This is a genomic window from Marinobacter lacisalsi (assembly GCF_042651045.1).
Classification (GTDB): Bacteria; Pseudomonadota; Gammaproteobacteria; order Pseudomonadales; family Oleiphilaceae; genus Marinobacter; species Marinobacter lacisalsi.
Window position 1 is genome coordinate 70616 of sequence record NZ_JBHSDI010000015.1, and the last position, 20780, is coordinate 91395.

The window sequence follows — 20780 nt, forward strand, 5'->3', positions numbered from 1 at the left end:
CGATAACCGGAAGTACAAACGGAAACAATCGCAGGCTGCCGTTTCGTAACCCGGTACGCTACCATTTAACGATAGCTTCCAACGTTAAACTCTCGAGCCCCTGGAACCTCCATGAGCGAAGGCAACGCTGTCCCCCAGAAACTGCTGCTGTTCCGTCTGGCTGGCAACCGGCTGTCGGCCCTGGGCACGCTGAAGATCCGTGAAATCATGCCGTTGCAGCGCCTGACCCAGATTCCCCAGAGCCATCCTGCCGTGATAGGCACCATGAGCTTCCGTGGTGCGGCCGTACCGGTCATCGACATGGCGGCAGCGGTTGGCTACCCCGCCCTGGACGCCGAATCCCGCAAGCATGCCTCGATCATCGTGACCGATATCCAGCGTCAGGTAATCGGTTTCCTGGTTCGTGGCGTCGACCGGATTGTCGAAGCCAACTGGAAGCAGGTACAGGCACCGCCCCGGGCCCTGGGTGACCAGGCATTTGTCACCGGGCTGCTGCAGATCGACAACGACCTCGTGCAGCTGATGGATGTGGAACTGCTTCTGGCCCGGGTGTACCCGGAGTCCATGGACAGTCCTCCTGCCCAGCTCACCGACCTGGAACGGGAAACCCTGCGGGAACAGCGCATCCTGCTGGTGGACGACTCCCAGGTGGCCCGCCGCCAGCTGGCCGATGCCCTGGACCGGGAAAACATCCCCTACGAGGTAACCGGCAACGGGCAGACCGCCCTGGACAAGATGATACAGGCCAACCAGGAACAGAGACCGGTCACCATCCTGGTCAGCGATATCGAGATGCCCGGCATGGACGGCTATGAGCTGACGTTTCACCTGCGGGATGATCGCTCAATCCATCAGCCATACGTGATCCTGCACACCTCCCTGAACAGCGAGATGAGCGTCAGTTACGCCCGTCAGGTGGGTGCCAACGAAGCCCTGACAAAATTCGACGCGGAGGAACTGCTACAGGCCATGCTGCGCGGCACGACCACCGAAGCTACCTGAACGCTTTCTGAAGGTTTTGTGACGACCACAAACCTGTAATGTTCATCCTGTGCAATGGGTGCTCCAACTCAAGTGAGGCAGGAGCACAGGATGACATCGAGCAGGCTGGCCAACCGCTTCCACAAGCCGGTAACCTACGCCCGCAACCAGCTCCGCGCCCTGGTGCCGGGGGAACTCTGGCAAATCAGGCGCCGTGCCCTGTTCAGTGAATTTGACCGGATGGACGCCTCTGGTCAGGCGGATATTGAAGCCAGGGTGAATTACTACAACCGACTGACTGGCCCCATCAGCCTGCCGGAAGAAGCAGAGGCCATAGGCCGGTTCACTGGCAAGCGCAAAAGCAGTGCCTACTGCGGTGACTTCCAGCACCTGATCCGCCACTTTCCCCGCCACCTGCAGGTGCACTACCGGTTCGGCGACCTGACAACCACACCCCGGGAACCCACCTTCGTCAAAAGCCGCCCTATAGATCCTGAAGCGACCAATGCCATGCTGCTGAGGCTCAATGCCATTCGCCACTTCCGTTTTTACCACGATCCGTTACCGTTCCGGGCGAAGAAACCGCTTGCGGTGTGGCGTGGCAAATCCAACCGGGATCACCGCATCGCCTTCGCCCGCCAGTTCATGAACCATCCCCTGTGCGACGTCGGGTGCACGCAGCATAAGGAAAAGCAGGCCCAGCCATGGCACAAACCCTTCATGGGCGTTGAGGAACAGCTGCGCCACCAGTTCATTGTCAGTGTGGAAGGGATAGACGTGGCCACCAACCTGAAATGGATCATGGCCTCCAATTCCCTCTGCCTGATGCGTCGCCCCCGCTTCGAAACCTGGTTCATGGAGGGCACCCTGGTGCCCGGCTACCATTACGTCGAACTGAAGGATGATCACTCCGACCTGGAACAGAAGATCGATTACTATCGACGCTACCCGGACCAGGCTGAAGCCATTATCAACAACGCCCAGCGCCATGCCGCCCGTTTCAGGGATCAGCGCCGGGAAGATCTGGTTGGCCTGCTGGTGATGGAGCGTTATTTCCAGCTCAGTGGCCAGAAAGGCCCCGTTCGGATGCCCTTGGGTATCTGAACACGCCCCCGCATCGTCACCTCCCCGCGAGCCGATGCAAGTCGTGCAACTGCAGCCCCGGACATCGGCCGGAACAACTGGTATGATCCTCAATATCAGCACGTCAGATAAGCCGAACTCACGTCATGACCAAGCCCTCGAGCCCTCCCAGTGCCGATCTCAGTTACCAGGCCATCGCCACGGTCCTCAATAGCCTGGATGCCCTGGTCTACGTGGCGGACATGGATACCCACGAACTGATCTTCTTCAACGATTACGGCAGAAAAGCCTGGGGCTCACCGGACGCCGGGAAATGCTGGCAGGTCCTGCAGAACGATCAGGGTGGCCCCTGCTCTTTCTGTACCAACCCGCAACTGGTGGACGAGCACGGCGAGCCCACCGGCCCGCTGGTCTGGGAGTTCCAGAACACGGCCAACCAACGCTGGTATCAGTGCCGCGACCAGGCCATTCGGTGGATTGACGGCCGCCTGGTACGCATGGAGATAGCCACCGACATCACCGAACGCAAGCATATGGAACAGGCGCTGACAGAAGCCAAGTCCAGGGCCGAGAGGCTGGCCTATACCGACGAGCTGACCGGCCTCAATAACCGCAGGGCCTTTTTCGCCCTGGCAACACAGAGCATCCATCAGTCCATACGTGCTGGTGATCCGGTCGCGCTCATCATGTTCGACCTGGACCACTTCAAACAGGTCAATGACCGCTGGGGGCACGCTTCGGGCGATACCGTCCTGCGGGGACTGGCGGCTACGGCCCTCAGAACAGTCAGGGACGCCGACATCCTGGCCCGACTCGGTGGCGAGGAATTTGCCGTCCTGTTGCCCGCCACCAATCTGGCACAAGCCCGCTACCTGGCGCAGCGACTGCAAGCGGCTTTCTCAAGTCAGGTTTTCGCGGTCACCGACGGAGCCGTGAGCTGCACAGCCAGCTTCGGCATCACCGCGGACGCGGGACCCGACATTGTTCTGGATGCTCTGCTGAAGCAGGCAGACAAGGCCCTGTTCCGGGCCAAGGAAGCCGGCCGCAACCAGGTGGCCAGCCGCCACTGACTCTCCGCCAACACATTGATTTCGCCGACCCACAGGACTATCCAATGGATCAGGAACGCACCCACACCGTCGACATCCACTATTGCACCGGCTGCCGCTGGCTGCTGCGCTCGGCCTGGATGGCCCAGGAGTTGCTGACGACGTTCGAGGATGACATTGGCGAGCTGACCCTGCACCCGGGCAGCGGGGGCATTTTCGAGGTTCATGTAGACGGGCAGCGAATCTGGTCCCGCAAGGAGATGGGCGGCTTCCCGGAGATCACCCGGCTCAAGCAGCTGGTGCGGGACAGGGTGTCACCGGAGCGGTCACTGGGGCACAGCGACCACAAGGACCGGAGCGAGTAGCATTATCACCTCTCACAAGTTGTTATCCTTTGACACAAAAAGCGACAAAGTGACGCCACGCAACTAGTTCTAAAACTAAAGTAATTGCCTATACTGCCGACAACAATGATAACAAATTCTGTAAAATGTCCGGAGTAAGGTATGGCTATCGGCAAGTTGTTGGGATTCAGAACCAAGGTCGGCCTCCCCTTTGTTATCACTGCATTGGCAGTCATCATTCTCGGCATTCTCAGCGTAATCACCGCCCGTAACCTGGTTTCTGGCACTGACTTTGTCGCCGACCATCTGATGCCGGCCTCCAGTGAAATTCTCAACGGGGATCGTGACCTCTACCAGGCCCTGGTTGCACAGAACGGCTACATCCGCGCCAGGGAAACCAACTCTTCCGCCGACGAACAATTGGCAGCGTTCCACGACAATGCCGACCAGGCCCGAAACCGGATCCACTCCGCCGCACAGCGACTGACCGGGACCGACTTCAGCAAGGAAATGGAGGGCTTCGACGCCGCCTTCGAGCAATGGCGCACGTCAGCCGAAACCGCGCTGGAAAGGGCCCGTATCGGCGACACCTACGGCGCCAGGGAAATCATCAGGACTGAGACCGACGAGCTGTTCGAGACCGTCAGAGGCTACTTCGACCGTACCGGCCAGGTGGCCGACAGGCTGGCGAGCGAACAGGCCGCCGCCTCTTCCGCGGAAGGCTCGCAGGCCATCACCATCACGGTAATCGTTACCGCAGCTTCCCTGATTATCGCACTGCTGGTGTTCGTTTCCGCCCTGAAAATGATTGTGGCCTCCATCCGCACCCTGCGGGACCAGCTGGATAACATCGCCCAGGGCGAGGGCGACCTGACCCAGCGGGTGCCGGTCGAAAACAACGACGACCTGGGTCAGCTGGCCGAATCGTTCAATGCCGTACTGGCGAACCTGCAGGGCATGATCCGCACCATCCAGGAACTGTCCGGAAACCTGGCGGAAGGCGCCCGGGACCTGGAGAAGTCTGCCTCTGAAAACCGTCAGGGCGTATCCAGCCAGACCGAATCCATCACCATGGTGGCCACCGCTATCAACGAGATGCAGAGTGCCATCGAGGAAGTCGCCGGCAACGCCTCCCGCGCGGCCGAAGTCACCCGGAACGCCCAGGGCAACGCCAACAAGGGTGCCGACATCGTTCAGCAGTCCGCCAGCCAGGTGCGCCGACTGTCACAACAGATCACCAAGGCAGTGGAGGTCATCCGCAAGCTGTCCACGGATTCCGACAACATCACCTCGGTACTCGATGTGATCCGGGGTATTGCTGAACAGACCAACCTGCTGGCGCTGAATGCCGCCATCGAAGCGGCCCGGGCCGGTGAACAGGGCAGGGGTTTCGCGGTGGTGGCCGACGAGGTACGCACCCTGGCCCAGCGTACCCAGCAGTCCACGGAAAACATTCAGGACATGATCACCACCCTGCAATCCGGCGTGTCGGACATCGTGTCGGTGATGGAAACCGGCAGCGAGCAGGCCAGCTCCACGGAGGCCCTGGCCTCCGATGCGGAAGGCGAACTGGCCTCGATTCTGGAGGCCATGAATGATATCAGCGACGTGAACTCCAGTGTGGCCTCTGCCACCGAGGAGCAAACCCAGGTCATCGACGAGATCAACCGCAGCATTACCCAGATCAATGATCTGGCCAACGAAAGCGACCAGCGTTCAGCGGACCTCAATACCATCAGCGAGTCCATGGCCGGGTATGCCAGCAGCCTGAAAGAACAGGCCGGGCGCTTCAAGGTCTGATCGGCAGTCGACAGTGGCCGCCCCGGACGAACGCCGGAGCGGCCACGTTATCGGGCGTCTGCCTCAGCCGTTGATGAACACCGGCCCGAAGCCGACGTTCCAGAGAAGCACGGAACCCACCCTGGTGGATACCAGAATGACCAGAGCCACCGTCAGCAACGCGCCGGCATACATGATGGCCCGCTCCCTGGGAATGTCCATCACGATCGGCAGGCCGTCATACATCAGGTAGGCTCCGTAGACCGCGGCGGCAAGAAACACCATCGCATTGAACCAGGGCACGGGATAAAGCAAAGCAAACCCCGCCAGGAACAGTGGTGTGCAGGAGTAGGCGGCCAGGGCAATGCCGTTGGACGCGTCCGGCTCTTCCCGCGCGCCGTAAGTCCGGGCCATCCAGTTAACGGCATAGCCCAGGGCAAACACGCCAACCAGCATGGCGAGGTAGGTCAGTACGCTCAGTTGCAGCGCGCTGCCAGGGGCCAGTTTGATCAGCGGCTGATCCGTACCCACGGTCCAGCCAAAGTGGGCGGTGGAAATGTAGGCGCAGACCGGGCCGATCAGGGCCAGAATCAGCACATAGGCTACGTAGAGCCGGGCAGGTTTTTCGTGCTCCCGGCGAATGTCAGCCCACTCCGAATCCGGGTGGGTGAAAAGACCGAACACATGATTCAATAGCATGATCCAGGGCCTCCGATTGGTCTTGTTGTTTGGCTGGCGGACGGTCTCCGGCAATGCCGAAGGTTTTCCAGCCTTGTTGCCGATGCCAATCACCAGCAACTGACCAATTTACGAACAGCCCGGCGAAACTGCTCACTGTCGCCTGGAATCCTGCCGGGACAGCGTTGTCCCTGGATAGTATGGAAGAGTCCACAGACATACCCGCGAGGTACGCCGTCCGATGATCACCGCGCGGGAGTCTTGCCCTCGGAACGATGACTGAAGATACGGGAGCTGAGCTCCTTGTAGCGTTTGACGATGCCCTCAATCCGGTCGAGGCTGTCGCAGGTAGCGGACGGGTTGTCGTCCGAAAAGCGAGCGCCGTAGATGCGGCGGCCTGCTGTATCGCGGATATTGGAGATGGTGGCGGTGGCCTTCTCTACCACGAAATCACCGGTCTCGGTGCTCAGGCGCAGGCTCATCTGGAAGCGGTCACCGTGCTCCAGGGGTACATCTCCGGTAAACGCCACGCCCCGGTTGCTGAAATCCAGCACCCTTACAGTCAGCCAGTCCCTGCCGATGATTCCGCGCTTGATGCCAACCCTGGCGGTCACGCGAATAGACGGTAATCGCTGACGACTGCGACGCTCTTGCATACCTACACCCCTGCACAGCATTTGTCGTTATTATGGGACTTTTGGTCCAAGGGTCTCAATCTAGCAGAGACCGGTATTCAAATAATCCGTCAATAACGGATACACGTCACGATTCACGAAAGTCACCTTGCCCATTCACCACAGAACAACAGGTTATCCCCTGTCCCGGTTCTGCAAAACAACAGGCGACAAGACAAAACTGAAACGTTACAATTCTTCCCTTCTCACTTTGTTCGCTTCCTTACCAACTCACTCGGGCGAATCATTCCTTGTGGATGACGTCATCAGCAGGCGATGAGGTTCCATGGCCAGAAGTACCATAAAGGATGTCGCCCGGGAGGCCGGGGTTTCCGTCGGCAGCGTATCCCGCGTGCTCAATGGTCTGCCGGTGAGCCCCCGCCTGCGGCAGAAGGTGGAGGAAGCCAGGTCCCTGTTGCAGTACGAGCCCAACAGTCTGGCCCGCAGCATGCGCACCAACTCCACCGGCGCCGTGGGTTTTTTCGTGCCGGATGTGGCCAATCCCCTGTACGGCGCCATCATCAATAGCCTGGACCGACGCCTTAACGCCCGCGGGCTGATGTTGCTGCTGGCCAGTGGCCGGGGGCGTATGGCCCGGGATGTGGTGGCGGAATTCCGGCGCCGACAGGTGGATGGCCTGATCTTCGTGCCCGACAGTGAGGACGACGCGGATTTGATGCACGACCTGGAGAGGTTCAGCGCCCCCACCGTTATCCAGAGCGTGGAATTCCCCAGCCGGTTCTACGGCGTACGTGTCGGTTACCGCGACGGCACCCGTCAGGCCGTGGACTACCTGCTGGACCTTGGCCACCGCCGCATCGCCCTGCTGACACCCTTGCCACACCTTTGGCCGGGCCGTGAACGGCAGGCCGGATACCGGGAAGCCTTCAGGCAGCATGATCTGACCGTGGACGATGACCTGATCCGGCCGCTGGCCATCGGGCGGGACCCGTTACCCGACCTCAAGGCCGTCATGCAGGGCCCTGACCGCGCAACGGCCCTGATCCTTCCCGGCAGCCACATTCTCGCCCTGGCCCTGCAGCAGGCGCGGGAGCATGGGCTGAGCATTCCCCACGACCTGTCGATCATCAGTATCGGCGACAATGACTGGGTAGCCACCTACGCCCCGGCCATCACCACCCTGCGCTGGCCGGTGGAAACCCTGGTAGATGCCCTGGTGGACTTGCTGATCAACCAGATGGACGATCGCAGCCTGCGCCCGGTGCAGGTGATCGTTCCCACCGAGCTGGTGTTACGGGACTCCTGCGGGCCAGTGCCCTCGACGGACGGGAGGGCCTGCTGACATGGACGCATCCATGGAGGAGCTGCAACAACGCTACGGTGAGCGCTACAAGTGGTGGGTGATGATGACCGTGATGATCGGCACCATGACCATGTCGCTGTCGTCCACCATCGTCAATGTGGCCCTGCCGGATGTGATGTCTACCTTCGACATCAGCCATACCATGGGCCAGTGGCTGGTGACCGCCTTCCTGGCCAGCATGGCCATCGGCATGCTGCTGAACGTGTGGATGGTCGACCGGTTCGGGCCCCGCGCCACCTACATGGGCTCGCTGCTGGTATTCATAGTGGCGGCCCTGGCTGGGGGCTTTGCCATCAACTTCGGCATGCTGATCGTCGTGCGTATCGTACAGGGCCTGATTGCCGGCATGGTGCAGCCCCTGGCCATGCTGATGCTCTACGCCGTATTCCCCCTCAACCAGCGTGGGCAGGCCATGGGCCTGTACGCCATGGGTGTGGTGCTGGGACCCACGGTGGGCCCGGTGGTCGGTGGCGTGCTGGTGGACTGGTGGTCCTGGCGGGCAGTCTTCCTGGTGGTGCTGCCTTTCTGTCTGGCCGCCTTCTATCTGGGCAGCACCTTCCTGTCACGGCCTGCCTCGACGCCGCCGGTCCATCGCCGGCTCGACACCCCGGGCATTCTGCTGCTGAGCGGCTGGATGATCGCCCTGCTGTGGGGGCTCTCCGAAGGCCCGCACCAGGGTTGGACCAGCCCCGTGGTTATGGCGGCCATGGCGGGTACGGTTGTTCTGTTTATCGCCTTCGCCCTGCGCCAGTTCAAGAGCCGGTCGCCATTGCTGGCCCTGGGCATCTTTCGTTACCCGGGCTTTGGCCCCGCCTTCGTGGTCGCCATGCTCACCGGCGCCGGCCTGTTCGGATCGGTCTACCTGCTGCCGATGCTGGTGCAGACCGCCATGGGCAAGTCCGCCTCCGCCGCCGGCATGCTGCTGATGCCGGCCGGGCTGGCCATGGCTCTGTCCTTCCCGGTCATCGGCCGGCTTACCGATCGGGTACTGCCGAAAATCCTGGTAGCCGGCGGGCTGGTGATCTTCGCCATATCCTGCATCGTGCTCAGCGAAGTCGGGCTGGGTACCTCACTGGTTCTGGTTGCCCTGATGGCGGCCCTCGGCCGGGTCGGTCTCGCCATGACCATGCCCCCGGTGGTGATCGGAGCAGTCAGCATCGTGCCCCCGGAAATGGTCAACCAGGCCACCGGGCTGATCAGCTTCGCCCGCCAGTTTGGTGGCTCGCTGGGGGTCACCCTGTCTGCTGTCCTGCTGCAGGAGCAGACCCACTGGGCCGCCGGCCTGGGCATACCTCTCACCTTCCCGGGGTTCCAGGACGCCTTTGCACTGATGGCCCTGTTCTACCTGCTGGGGCTCTACCCAATGGCGCGCATGAGAACACCACCCCGGGAACACCGGGAAGCCGCTACCACCTGAACCCATGGCCAGGTCTGATCACGACCTCACTCGATACGGATATCCCGCAACTGCACCAGGTTGTTACGCAGGGGCGCCACGTCCTTCACCTTTGGGGACGCCAGCACGTAGTAAGTGGACTGCACCGGCATCATGAAGACCGCGTCGTCAGCAAATTGCTGCGCAATATCGCAATAGATCTGTTTGCGCCTGGCCCTGTCGGTCTCCGTCCTGGCTTTCTCTAACAGCGGCTTGTAGGTATCCACGTCGTGGCGTGTGACCGTGCTGGTCAGGTAGCTGGTGAGGTTCAGGTCCGGGTCACCGCCGAAGTCCACATAGCGCCAGATGTTCACCTGGTAGTTGCCGAAAAGGCCGGCGCGGATGTTCTGGCCCTGGTCGAGCAGTTTCAGGGTGGTGTCGAAGCCCGCTTCCTGGAAGAAATGCTGGAAAATGGCCCCCAGCCTCCGGCCGGCTGGCGTATTGGTGCTGATATGTTCAAACTGGATACTGCCTTTTTCCTCCAGCACCTTTCTTACCTGCTCCGGGTTGTAGGAGGGCCAGTCCAGGTCCTCGCAGTGCCACTCCGAGCTGGCACTGAACAGGCCGGTGGTGGGCACGGTCGTGCCCTGGTAGAACACCTTGATCAGGGCATCCTGATCCACCGCCTGGATCACCGCACGGCGCACCTCCGGGTCCTTGAATGGCTCCTTGCGGTGGTGGAAATTCCACGACAGGGCGCCGGAACTCTCGTACTCATGCACGGCAATGCTGTCATCCTCCCTTGCGGCCACCACCTGCACCGGAGTGGGCACCGGCGTAACGTCCACCTCCCCCGCCCTCAGGCTCTGGTTGCGGGTATCATTGTCCGGCAACACACGGAAAACCACCTGATCCAGATGCGGCAGGTTGCTGTCCCAATAGTTGGCATTGCGGCTGACGACCAGACGCTCGCCGGAACGCCATTCCTCGAAGACAAACGGGCCGGTGCCTACAGGATGGCGATGGAAGGCTTCCGGATCTGCCTTTACCGCCGTCGGTGAGCCTATGAAGTTGAACATGTGGTCGATGGCCAGGGCGGACTTCAGGGCCACCCAGGGCTGGTTGAGCACGAACCGTACGGTGTACTCATCCACCTTCTCCACATAGTCGATGGGCTCGATCATGGCGGTATTGATGCCGCTGCCCGGTGAGGTGATCCAGTCATAGTGGGCTACCACCGCATCGGCATTGAAAGGGGTGCCGTCATGGAAGGTGACGCCCTCCCGAAGGGTGACAGTGGCACTCAGACGGTCGTCGGCTTCGGTCAGTTCCAGCCCCAGCCGCGGCACGATGTTGCCCTCCCGGTCATAGGCAAACAGCCCTTCCATCACCGCCAGGGCTACATTGGATGTGGTCTGGTTGAACAGTCGCGCCTTGGCGGCGTTAAAGCCGATGGGGTCGGATTCCAGACCCACGGTCAGGGTCCCTTCCGCCCGCGCCTGCCCCCACAGGGCACTGCACAGGGCTACCAACAGGACGCCCTTCTTGCACGCTTTCATGGGCATGGCTGATTCTCCTTGTTGTTCTTGTGACGTTCGATGGCATGGCCTGCGGATGATGCGCCGGCGGAATCGTCCGGGGTGTCATTAACCGGGAAATGACAGGCCACCTGCCGCCGTCCCGCATCGCCCACCAGTTCCGGTGAGCGCTCGCGGCAAAGGGACTGTGCCTGCGGGCAGCGAGGGGCGAAACGGCAGCCGGCTGTCACCGTCAGGTGGGAGGGAGTCTCAGCCGCCATCAGGGTGATGCGTCCCGGGCGCCTGGACGGGTCTGGTACTGGCACTGCACTGAGCAGACTGCGGGTGTAGGGGTGGGCCGGGTTCTCCAACACCGTCCGCGCTGGTCCTGTCTCGCAGATCTGCCCCAGGTACATCACCGCCACCTGGTCCGCCACATTGCGAACCACGGTCAGGTCATGGGAAATAAACAACATGCTCAGGCCCAGACGCCGCTGCAGGTCATTGAGCAGGTTGAGCACCTGGGCCCTGACCGAGACATCCAGCGCTGATACAGGTTCGTCGCATACCAGCAGCTTGGGCTCCAGCACCAGGGCGCGGGCGATGGACAGGCGCTGGCACTGACCGCCGGAAAACTCATGGGGATAACGGTCCAGCACCGACGGGTCCATGCCGGTAAGCTCGAGGATATGATCCACACGTCGACGTCGCTGTTGTGGGTCTGTCATGCCCGCAATCCTCAACGGTGCCTCCAGGATCGAGCGGACACGGCGGCGCGGGTTCAGGGAGGCAATCGGATCCTGGAAAATCATCTGGAAGCGATGTCGGAGGGCCTTGAGCTCGCTGCGGCCAAGGCGGGCCAGGTCGACCCCCTCCACCTCGACAGAACCTCCGGCCACCGGATTCAGCTGCATGACCGCCCGGGCAATGGAGCTCTTGCCACACCCGGACTCGCCCACCAGAGCGAGGGTTTCACCATCACTCACCTGCAGGCAGACGTCATCCACCGCCCGCAGGGTGCGGCGGCCTGACAGGCGGTAATCCACACTCAGGTGACGCACCGTCAGTACCGGAGAGGGCTGGCTCACGGGGCCTCCAGGGGGTTGTGACAGCGGTAGAAACCGCCGCTGGCCTGCATCGGCTCGGGCGTAGTGTCCAGGCATTCGCTGCGGCGCCGGCTGCAGCGACCGGCAAAGGGACAACCGGCCTGACCCTCCATACGCACGGCGGGCCGGCCGGGAATGCTGTGCAGGGTGCTGTGGGGTTCGTCCTCCATCCGGGGAATGGAATCCATCAGGGCGCGGGTATAGGGCATCCTTGGCCGCCGGAACAGCGACTCGGTGGCGGCCATTTCCACCAGTTGGCCGGCATACATAACAGCGATGTCGTCACAGTAGCCGGCGGCCACCCCCAGATCGTGGGTAATCAGCAACATGCCCATCTGGCGACTGGCCTGCAGTTCCTTTAACAGTTCCAGGATTTCCGCCTGTACGGTGACATCGAGCGCCGTGGTCGGCTCGTCGGCGATCAGCAAATCCGGCTCGCAGGCAATGGCCATGGCGATCACCACACGCTGCCGCATCCCTCCGGACAGTTCATGGGGAAACTGGTTGATTCGACTGGCGGGCGACGGGATACCCACCTGTTTCAGCAGATCCAGCGCCCGCTGCCCGGCTTCCCGCCGGCTGATCCCCAGATGCAGGCACATACGCTCCATCAGCTGCGTGCCAATGGTACGCACCGGGTTAAGGGCGGTCATCGGGTCCTGGAAGATCATGGCGATCCGACGCCCCCGGATCTGCTGCATGCCCTTGCCGCCGAGGGCCAGCAGATTCTCGCCATGGAAGCGTACCTGACCTCCCGGTGACCACTGCGCCGAAGGCGGCAGCAATCGCAGGATCGCCCGGGACAGCACCGACTTGCCGGAACCGGACTCACCCACCAGCCCCAGGGTTCGCCCACGGTGAAGGTCCAGGCAGATATCATCCAGGGCCTGAACCCTGCCCGTGGGTGTCGGAAACGCCAGACTCAGGTGCTCAACGGCCAGCAATGGCACGGCGGCGTTCATGACAATCCTCCTTCCCGGGCTTCCGCAGTGCGACGCAGGCGGTCACCCAGCACATTCAGACTGAGCACCGTAAAGAACATGGCGGCGGCAGGAATCAGACTGATATGGGGCGCCCTTTCCAACGCACTGCGGCCTTCGGAAATCATCCCTCCCCAACTGGGCGCGGGTGGCGGCACGCCAACACCGAGGAAACTCAGGGCACCCTCGATGACGATCATCACCGACACAATGGTCAGGGTGTAGGTCACCAGGGTCATGACCATGTTGGGAAGCACTTCCCGCAGCAGGATCCAGGTGTCACCGGCGCCGGCCGTCTTCGCCGCCAGCACGAACTCCCGCTGGATCAGCGGCAGTGCCCGGGCCCGGCTGATGCGGGCAAAGGATGGAATGGTGAGCACCCCCAGCGCCAGGGTCACACTGCCCACCGACGCCCCCAGGATCGCCGTCAGCGCCATGGCCAGCACCAGCCCCGGGAAAGCAAGGATGGCATCCAGTGTCACCAGGATGGCGGTGCGCGCGACACCCCCGTACCAGGCCGACAGCAGGCCCAGCAGGGTTCCGAAGAACAGTCCGACAAGCGGCGCCAGAAAGCCGACGGTCAGCGATACCCGGGCGCCATGGGCCACCCGGCTGAACAGGTCGCGGCCATCCTGGTCGGTGCCCAGCCAGTGCTGCGCCGAAGGCAGGCTCTCCGGCGCCATGAAATCCATGGTGGTGGGGGTGGGCACCGGTAGCCAGTCCACCGTCAGGGCCGCCGTGAACACCACCAGTAGCCAGCCAGCAGGCAACATCAGCCGCCAGTCAGGCCTTGGCAGGCGCAGCGCCCTCACACGGGTATCAGTGAGTGCTGTCATGGCTCAGCCTCGGATCCAGCAGGTTGTAGGCCAGGTCCACCATCAGGTTGACCAGCACGAACGTTACGGCAATGACCAGAACCACGCCTTGCACAGTAAAAAAGTCCCGGCGGATCACTCCCTCCACAAGAAATCGACCGACGCCGGGCAAGGCAAACAGGCTCTCGACAATCACCGAACCGCCGATGAGATTGCCAATATTGATCCCCATCAGGGTGATGAGGGTAAACGATGACGGCCGCAGGGCGTGGCGCAGCAGGATCTGCCGGTCGCTGAGCCCCTTGGCCCGGGCCACTATGATGTAGTCTTCCTGGAGCGTGCTGGCGATATCCGACCGCAGCAGCCGCAGGTAGACCGGTGCCTCCACCATGGCCAGGGTGAGGGCAGGCAGGAACAGGGACGTCAGATTGCCCAACGGTGATTCCAGAAAGGGCACGTAGCCGGTGGCCGGTAGCCAGTCCAGCCAGATGCTCAGCAGCAGGATCAGCAGGATCCCCCAGACGAAGTGCGGCATGGCCAGCGACCCCAGGGCACCACCGGAAATCACCCGGTCCAGGGTGCTGCCCTCGCGGTAGCCGGCGATAATGCCCAGGGGCAGTGCAATGACCAGGGAAAGCAACTGCGCATACAGCAGCAACTGCAGGGTGACCGGAAGGCGTTCGGCGATGGCAGCGCTGATGGACTCCCCGCTGACCGGTGACTGGCCCAGGTTACCCCGCAGGGCGCTTCCGGCCCAGGCCAGAAAACGTTCCGCCAGGGGCTTGTCGAGACCCAGCTCTGTTTCAATGGCAGCCACTTCCGCTGCGCTGGCGTTTTCGTGAAGGAAGGAACCCGCCAGGTTGCCGGGCAGCAGTTCCAGCATCAGGAAGGTGGCGATACTGACAATCACCAGTACTGCCAGCAGGTGCAGCAGACGCCGGCCAAACCGACGGAGTGCCGCCGGCATCACCGGTGTGCGGTGCCGGGTGACGGCTTCTTGATGAGGCGCAGACGCAGCCTTGCCCTGCATTGGTGTTTCCCTTTGCGACCCATTGGTGGGTGCTTATTGTTGTTGTCCCGGACGTCTTTCTGCTGACCTAATCCAACAGAATTGAAACGATTCAGTTTTTAGCCGGACTGAATAGGTGTTACTGCAAAGAATTAGCACAAGGGTTACGCAGGCGCAAAATTTTATTGTAAGGTTTCCAATCCAGGCCTCATAAACTCCAACAACACCGCCTCATTGAATAAGGGACGAACAACAATGATCCTCACTGATCTGCCTGAACAGAGCCTCGAACGCTTTGGTGAGTACCCCATGCTCTATGCCGGAGAAAGGGAAGTCACCAACCTGGAGCTACAGGACAGTGCCAACCGGCTGGCCAACGGGCTCCGTGATCTGGGCGTACAACCCGGCAACCGGGTCGTGGTCTGCATGCCCAACTGCCCCGAGGTATTCATTGCCTACCAGGGCATCCTGCGAGCGGAAGCCATTGTGCTGCCGGTCATGTTCGTGCTCCATCCCAGGGAGATCGGCTACATCCTGCAGGCCTCAGGCGCCAGCGCCATTATTACCAGCCAGGCGTTGCTGCCAGCCATGGAGCAGGCCACGTCAGGCATGGAAACGCCGCCGAAACTGGTGGTGGCCGGTATTGCCCAGAACCAGCCCAGCCCCAACGCCGGCATTCCCTGCCACAGCCTGTGTTCGCTGATGGCCGCTGCCGACCGCGAGATTCAGGAACCCGAACTCAAGGAAGACGACATTGCCGTCATCCTCTTCACCTCGGGAACCACCGGGCAACCCAAGGGGGTCATGCTGACCCACCGAAACCTCTACAGCAATGCCGCCGCGGCGGTGCGTCTGGCAGAGGAGTCCGGCGACGAGCCCGGCACCACCCTGGGCGTGCTGCCCCTGGCCCACATCTATGGCTTTACGATGGCCAACACGCTGTTCCTTCGTGGTGGCAGCATGGCGATTCTGCCCAAATTCGACGTCCGGATGGTGTGTGAAGCGATCCAGAAATACCGGGTGGAAGCATTCAGCGCTGTGCCTGCCATGATCTACGCCCTGACCACCGCCCCCGAGGTGGAGGAGTACGACGTCTCGTCCCTGGAATCCGTGGGGTCTGGCTCAGCCCCTCTGCCGATATCGCTGATCGAGGCGTTCCGTAAGCGCTTCAACGCCGAGATCTACGAGGGTTATGGCCTGTCCGAGGCCGCGCCGACAGTCTCGGCCCATCGCAAGAATGAAACCATCAAGCCGGGCTCTGTCGGTCGCGCCTTCCCCGGTGTCGAAGTGCGCATTGCAGACGACACCGGCAGCCCGCTTGCCACCGGTGAAGTGGGCGAACTACTGGTACGGGGCGAGAACATTACCCCCGGCTACTACAACAATGAGGAAGCCACCAAAGCCGCCCTGCGGGATGGCTGGCTGCACACGGGCGATGTCGCCAGGCTCGACGAGGATGGCTATCTCTATATTGTTGACCGCAAGAAAGACCTGATCCTGCGGGGCGGATTCAACATCTACCCCCGGGATCTGGAAGAACTGATTTCCCGGCACCCTGCGGTGGCCGAAGTGGCCGTGGTGGGCGTGCCGTCGGAACGCATGGGCGAAGAAGTGGTGGCCGTGGTGGTCCGCAATCCGGATTCGGAGATTTCCGAGGAGGAACTGCTCGCCTTCTGCCAGGAACGTCTCGCCAAGTACAAAACCCCACGCCAGGTGGTGTTCATGGACACCATGCCCCGCAATGGCGTTGGTAAGATCCTCAAGAAATCCCTGCGCGAGCAGGTGGCCGAACAGGTGGAAATCGAGTAACCGGACGCGGCCATTCCTCCACAAAGGGCTGTCTACGACTATAGTCTAGGCAGCCCCCTCAATCAGTTCACGTTGTTATGTATCCGTGCTAGGTTTGGGCGGTTGGAATGTCATTTCCCCTGCCTCCGGGCCGGGAACCCTGCTAACCAGAACGTTAACAACAGCAAACCCAGAACGTTAACAACAACAAAGAGGAACGCGCACCATGAAACGTCGTTCATTGTTCAAACGTGCCGCGACTGCGGTAACCCTCTCAGCGCTACTCGCATCTCCGCTGGTCTACGCCCAGGAAAAATTCACCCTGCGCCTGGCGGAAACCTGGGGCCCGAATTTCCCGATCTTCGGCGAAGCCACCAAGAACATGGCCAAGATGGCCGAGGAAATGTCTGACGGCCGCCTGCGTATCCGCATCGATTCCGCCAACAAGCACAAAGCGCCCTTCGGCGTTTTCGACATGGTCAAGGCCGGCCAGTACGACATGGGTCACTCGGCTTCCTACTACTGGAAAGGCAAGGTTCCCAACACCCTGTTCTTTACCAGCATGCCCTTTGGCATGACAGCACAGGAGCAGTACGCCTGGTTCTACTATGGTGACGGTATGGACCTGATGCAGGAAGTCTACGAGCCCCACAACATGCTGTCGTTCCCCGGCGGCAACACCGGCATCCAGATGGGCGGCTGGTTCCGTGACGAGATCAACTCCCTGGAGGACCTGGAAGGCCTGAAGATGCGGATTCCCGGCTTTGCCGGCGAGGTGTTCGCGGAAGTGGGCGTGAACCCCACCAACATTCCGCCGGGCGAACTCTACACCGCCCTGGAGCGTGGCACCATCGATGCCGTGGAGTGGGTCGGCCCGGCCCTGGACCTGCGTCTGGGCTTCCAGCAGATTGCTGACTACTACTACACCGGCTGGCATGAGCCTGCCACCGAGCTGCAGTTCCTGGTCAACCAGGACACCTGGGATGAGCTGCCCAAAGATCTGCAGCAGATTCTGCGCGTCGCCATGCGCACCGCAGCCTATGACATGATGATCCAGTCCGTTCATGAGAACGCCAAGGCCTGGGCCTCGATCAAGGAGGAGCACCCCAACATCCAGGTCAAGAACTTCCCGGATGAAGTCTTCAAGGCCATGGTGGAAGCCAACGAGAAACTGTTGGAGGAAGCCGCCGAGGGCGATGAACTGGCCGCGAAGATCATCGAATCCCAGGAGAAATACCTGGAAGACGCCCGCGCCTACATCAACATTGCCGACCGTGCCTATCTGAACAATATGGCCGAGATCGAGTAACCCACCACCACACACAGCGCCGGTGCCCCAGGGGTTCCGGCGCTGTTGCCTGTGGGAAAGCTTGTGAAAAAAACACCACTTTCGAGTACACTACCGGCGCTTTTTTCACAGGCCTGCCCCGACCTGAATGACCAGACCGGGTGCCAGCAACCCCGGACCACGAGGACGCATCATGCGATGGCTCAGATTGATTGATAACGGGCTGGGACGCATTTCCTATTTCTGTGGCTGGATCGCCAGTGTGGCGTTTCTCCTGCTGACGTTGAACGTATTCTACGACGTGGTCGCGCGCTACGTGTTCAATGATGTGTCCATTGGCATGCAGGAGATGGAATGGCACCTTTACTCGGTGGTGTTCCTGATGGGCATCCCCTTCGCCCTGCGCACCGACGGCCATGTCCGCGTGGACGTGTTCTACGCCCGCTGGAGCGAGACCTTCAAGGCCTGGGTCAACCTGATCGGCGCGCTGGTACTGGTCATTCCCTTCGCTGCCTTTATTGCCTGGCTGGGCATTGATTTCGCCCAGGAGTCCTACAGCCTCGGCGAAAGCAGCGGCGACCCGGGCGGCTTGCCCTATCGCTGGATCATCAAGAGCCTGATTTCCTTCTCGTCCTTCTTTACTGCCATTGCCGGAATCAACATGGTCACCTACGCCATTCGCGTCATTAAACAGGACGCCCACTATGAAGACAGCGCACACAGCGCCGGAGGCCTGGCATGATCGGTATCATTATGTTCGGGGTCTGCCTGCTGATGCTGCTGTGGGGCTTCCCGGTGGCGTTTACCTTCGGCGGCGTTGCGCTGATTTTCGGCCTCATCGCCGAGGGTCCGGATCTGTTCGCCTTCATGCCGTTCCGCATCTGGAGCATCATGACCAACACCACGCTGATGGCGGTTCCGCTGTTCATCTTCATGGGGTTGGTGCTGCAGCGGACCAAGCTGGCGGAGCAGCTTCTGGAATCCATGGGCAAACTGTTTGGCGGCGTTCGCGGCGGCCTGGCCATCTCCACAATCCTGGTCGGCGCGTTGCTGGCGGCCTCCACAGGCGTGGTCGGCGCAAGCGTTGTGGCCATGGGGCTGATCTCGCTGCCAGTCATGCTGCACCATGGCTATAAGACCGAGCTGGCCACCGGCACCATCTGCGCCTCCGGTACTCTGGGGCAGATCATCCCGCCCTCCATCATCCTGATCATCCTGGGTGACGTGATCGGAATACCGGTGGGCGACCTGTTCCGAGCCGCCGTTGTACCCGGCCTGGTGCTCATCGGCCTGTATGTGGCCTACATTCTTATCGTCGCCTTCCTCAAGCCGGAGGTGGCCCCGGCCATGCCCCGGGACGACAGCCAGTCCCGGGGCCAGGAAATCCGGCGGGCCCTGCTGGCCGTGATCCCGCCGCTGGCGCTGATCGTGGTGGTGCTGGGCTCGATCTTCACCGGTATTGCGACGCCCACCGAATCCTCCGCCCTTGGCGGCGTGGGCTCCGTGGTCCTGGCACTGCTCTATCGCCAGTTCTCCTGGCAGGTTATCTGGGATTCTGCGAAGGACACCGTCAAGGTCACCGCCATGGTGTTTGCCATCCTGGTGGGCGCTACCGCCTTCTCCATGGTGTTCAGCTACACCGGCGGCGACTACCTGCTGGAAGAATGGATGCTGGCCCTGCCCGGCGAGAAGTGGGGCTTCCTGATCCTGTCGATGCTGATCATCCTGTTCCTGGGGTTCTTCATCGACTTCGTGGAAATTTCCTTCATCGTGGTACCCATCCTGGCGCCGATTGCCGAACTGCTGGGCATCAACATGCTGTGGTTCGCCATCCTGATCGCCATGAACCTGCAGACCAGCTTCCTGACACCCCCTTTCGGGTTCAGTCTGTTCTACCTGAAAGGCGTGGCGCCACCAGGCGTGGCCACTACCCAGATCTACCGCGGGGTAATACCGTTCATCCTCATACAGGCTGCGGTGGTCATTGCCCTGCTGGTGATGCCCGAGTGGTTCGGTATGAGCGCCAGTTCAGGTTACTGACAACTGAGTACCGGATAAGGCCTGCAACCGCAGGCCTTTTTCGTTTCCGCCAGCCCCTTACAGCGATTGATGTGTTCCGCAGATCGAGAGAAGATACCGCATACAGACTTCATGGATGAAACCTGCACCCCTCTTCAAACCAACAACCACAAGAAGGGACATACCATGAAACTCAAAGATTCCGTCGCCATTGTCACCGGCTCTTCCTCCGGCATTGGCGCTGCCATCGCCCGCCTGTTTGCCGAGCAGGGCTGCCACGTCGTGATCAACTACAGCAGCAATGAGGACGGTGCCCGGGCCGTAGCTGACGACTGCGAGAAGCACGGCGTTAAAACCCTGGTGATGCGCGCCAACGTGGCGGAAGACGCCAACTGCCGAGCGCTGGTGGACGCTACCATGGACCAGTTCGGCCGCGTTGATATCCTGGTGAACAACGCCGGCACCACCAAGTTCTGTGACCACGCCAACCTCGACGGCCTCGACAAGCAGGACTTCCTGGACCTGTACGCCGTCAATACCGTAGGCCCCTACCAGATGACCCGGGCGGCAGAGAAGGCCTTGCGGGCCAACGGTTCCGGCCACATCATCAACATGGCCTCCATTGCCGGTCTCGCTGGCATCGGCAGCTCCATCGCCTATGCCGCCTCGAAAGGGGCCCTGGTGACCATGACCCGCTCGCTGGCCCGCCTCATGGGCCCGGAGGTACGGGTCAATGCGGTCTGCCCCGGTTTCGTTCAGGGCGAGTGGCTGAAGAAAGGCCTGGGCGAGGACAAGTACGACGCATTGCTGGAGAAGACCAAGGGCGCTTCGCCCCTGCATGACGCCGCCTCTCCGGAAACTGTGGCAGACGTCTGCCTGGGCCTGATCATCGGTGGTGACCTGACCACCGGGGAAACCATCCTCATCGACGGCGGCGCCCACCTGGGCATGGCCCCGGTCCGCAGATAATC

Annotated in this window: 19 protein-coding genes; 12 read left to right on the top strand and 7 right to left on the bottom strand. The window is 61.5% G+C overall.

Going from position 1 to position 20780, the window contains the following annotated elements; genetic code table 11:
• The first annotated feature begins 111 nt into the window (after positions 1–111).
• The 5 genes from ACFOZ5_RS11945 to ACFOZ5_RS11965 all read left to right on the top strand — a co-directional run bounded on the left by ACFOZ5_RS11945 (position 112) and on the right by ACFOZ5_RS11965 (position 5257).
• Positions 112–1002, top strand: a complete 891-nt coding sequence (locus ACFOZ5_RS11945; RefSeq protein ID WP_379887576.1) for a chemotaxis protein — start codon at positions 112–114, stop codon at positions 1000–1002.
• Positions 1003–1092: 90 nt separating this feature from the next.
• On the top strand, positions 1093–2085 hold the full coding sequence (locus tag ACFOZ5_RS11950) for a glycosyl transferase family 90 (protein ID WP_379887578.1): 993 nt from the start codon (positions 1093–1095) through the stop codon (positions 2083–2085).
• Between the two features lie 125 nt (positions 2086–2210).
• Positions 2211–3134 carry a sensor domain-containing diguanylate cyclase gene (locus ACFOZ5_RS11955; RefSeq protein ID WP_379887580.1) on the top strand — a complete coding sequence of 308 codons (924 nt, stop codon included), beginning with the start codon at positions 2211–2213 and terminating at the stop codon, positions 3132–3134.
• Between the two features lie 44 nt (positions 3135–3178).
• Entirely contained in the window at positions 3179–3478 is a 300-nt protein-coding gene (locus tag ACFOZ5_RS11960) for a SelT/SelW/SelH family protein (RefSeq protein WP_379887582.1), read from the top strand.
• A gap of 141 nt (positions 3479–3619) precedes the next feature.
• Positions 3620–5257, top strand: coding sequence for a methyl-accepting chemotaxis protein (locus ACFOZ5_RS11965; RefSeq protein ID WP_379887584.1), 1638 nt, complete (start codon positions 3620–3622; stop codon positions 5255–5257).
• A 63-nt stretch (positions 5258–5320) separates the two neighbouring features.
• On the opposite strand, the gene ACFOZ5_RS11970 is transcribed toward ACFOZ5_RS11965, so the two are convergent.
• Entirely contained in the window at positions 5321–5935 is a 615-nt protein-coding gene (locus ACFOZ5_RS11970) for a Yip1 family protein (RefSeq protein ID WP_379887586.1), read from the bottom strand.
• Between the two features lie 224 nt (positions 5936–6159).
• Complete coding sequence (locus ACFOZ5_RS11975) at positions 6160–6570, bottom strand: PilZ domain-containing protein (RefSeq protein ID WP_379887588.1); 411 nt, start codon at positions 6568–6570, stop codon at positions 6160–6162.
• A 304-nt stretch (positions 6571–6874) separates the two neighbouring features.
• Between ACFOZ5_RS11975 and ACFOZ5_RS11980 the strand changes: the two genes are divergently transcribed.
• Together ACFOZ5_RS11980 and ACFOZ5_RS11985 are read left to right on the top strand one after the other, a co-directional pair.
• On the top strand, positions 6875–7891 hold the full coding sequence (locus tag ACFOZ5_RS11980) for a LacI family DNA-binding transcriptional regulator (RefSeq protein ID WP_379887590.1): 1017 nt from the start codon (positions 6875–6877) through the stop codon (positions 7889–7891).
• A gap of 1 nt (position 7892) precedes the next feature.
• Complete coding sequence (locus ACFOZ5_RS11985) at positions 7893–9329, top strand: DHA2 family efflux MFS transporter permease subunit (RefSeq protein WP_379887592.1); 1437 nt, start codon at positions 7893–7895, stop codon at positions 9327–9329.
• Positions 9330–9355: 26 nt separating this feature from the next.
• Here the strand turns inward: ACFOZ5_RS11985 and ACFOZ5_RS11990 are convergent, their stop codons facing one another.
• The 5 genes from ACFOZ5_RS11990 to ACFOZ5_RS12010 are packed head-to-tail and all read right to left on the bottom strand — an operon-like array spanning position 9356 to position 14735.
• Positions 9356–10852 carry an ABC transporter substrate-binding protein gene (locus ACFOZ5_RS11990; RefSeq protein WP_379887594.1) on the bottom strand — a complete coding sequence of 499 codons (1497 nt, stop codon included), beginning with the start codon at positions 10850–10852 and terminating at the stop codon, positions 9356–9358.
• On the bottom strand, positions 10843–11892 hold the full coding sequence (locus ACFOZ5_RS11995) for an ABC transporter ATP-binding protein (RefSeq protein WP_379887595.1): 1050 nt from the start codon (positions 11890–11892) through the stop codon (positions 10843–10845). The genes ACFOZ5_RS11990 and ACFOZ5_RS11995 overlap by 10 nt, the downstream gene beginning before the upstream one ends.
• A complete protein-coding gene (locus ACFOZ5_RS12000) occupies positions 11889–12872 on the bottom strand; it encodes an ABC transporter ATP-binding protein (RefSeq protein WP_379887597.1) in 984 nt (327 codons plus the stop codon). The genes ACFOZ5_RS11995 and ACFOZ5_RS12000 overlap by 4 nt, the downstream gene beginning before the upstream one ends.
• On the bottom strand, positions 12869–13726 hold the full coding sequence (locus ACFOZ5_RS12005) for an ABC transporter permease (protein WP_379887599.1): 858 nt from the start codon (positions 13724–13726) through the stop codon (positions 12869–12871). Before ACFOZ5_RS12005 ends, ACFOZ5_RS12000 begins: the two co-directional genes overlap by 4 nt.
• On the bottom strand, positions 13710–14735 hold the full coding sequence (locus ACFOZ5_RS12010) for an ABC transporter permease (protein ID WP_379887601.1): 1026 nt from the start codon (positions 14733–14735) through the stop codon (positions 13710–13712). Before ACFOZ5_RS12010 ends, ACFOZ5_RS12005 begins: the two co-directional genes overlap by 17 nt.
• A 234-nt stretch (positions 14736–14969) precedes the next feature.
• Here ACFOZ5_RS12010 and ACFOZ5_RS12015 point away from each other — a divergent pair, with 234 nt between their 5' ends.
• From ACFOZ5_RS12015 to ACFOZ5_RS12035, 5 genes are all read left to right on the top strand, one after another.
• The gene (locus ACFOZ5_RS12015) at positions 14970–16523 is read left to right on the top strand and encodes a class I adenylate-forming enzyme family protein (protein WP_379887603.1); all 1554 of its coding nucleotides are present in this window, start codon (positions 14970–14972) and stop codon (positions 16521–16523) included.
• Positions 16524–16728: 205 nt separating this feature from the next.
• Positions 16729–17811, top strand: coding sequence for a TRAP transporter substrate-binding protein (locus tag ACFOZ5_RS12020; RefSeq protein ID WP_379887605.1), 1083 nt, complete (start codon positions 16729–16731; stop codon positions 17809–17811).
• A 172-nt stretch (positions 17812–17983) separates the two neighbouring features.
• Positions 17984–18532, top strand: coding sequence for a TRAP transporter small permease subunit (locus ACFOZ5_RS12025; protein ID WP_379887607.1), 549 nt, complete (start codon positions 17984–17986; stop codon positions 18530–18532).
• Positions 18529–19830 carry a TRAP transporter large permease gene (locus tag ACFOZ5_RS12030; protein WP_379887609.1) on the top strand — a complete coding sequence of 434 codons (1302 nt, stop codon included), beginning with the start codon at positions 18529–18531 and terminating at the stop codon, positions 19828–19830. The genes ACFOZ5_RS12025 and ACFOZ5_RS12030 overlap by 4 nt, the downstream gene beginning before the upstream one ends.
• 165 nt (positions 19831–19995) lie before the next feature.
• Positions 19996–20778 (top strand): SDR family NAD(P)-dependent oxidoreductase, encoded by a 783-nt coding sequence (locus ACFOZ5_RS12035; RefSeq protein ID WP_379887611.1) that lies wholly within the window; start codon positions 19996–19998, stop codon positions 20776–20778.
• The last annotated feature ends 2 nt before the right edge of the window (positions 20779–20780 follow it).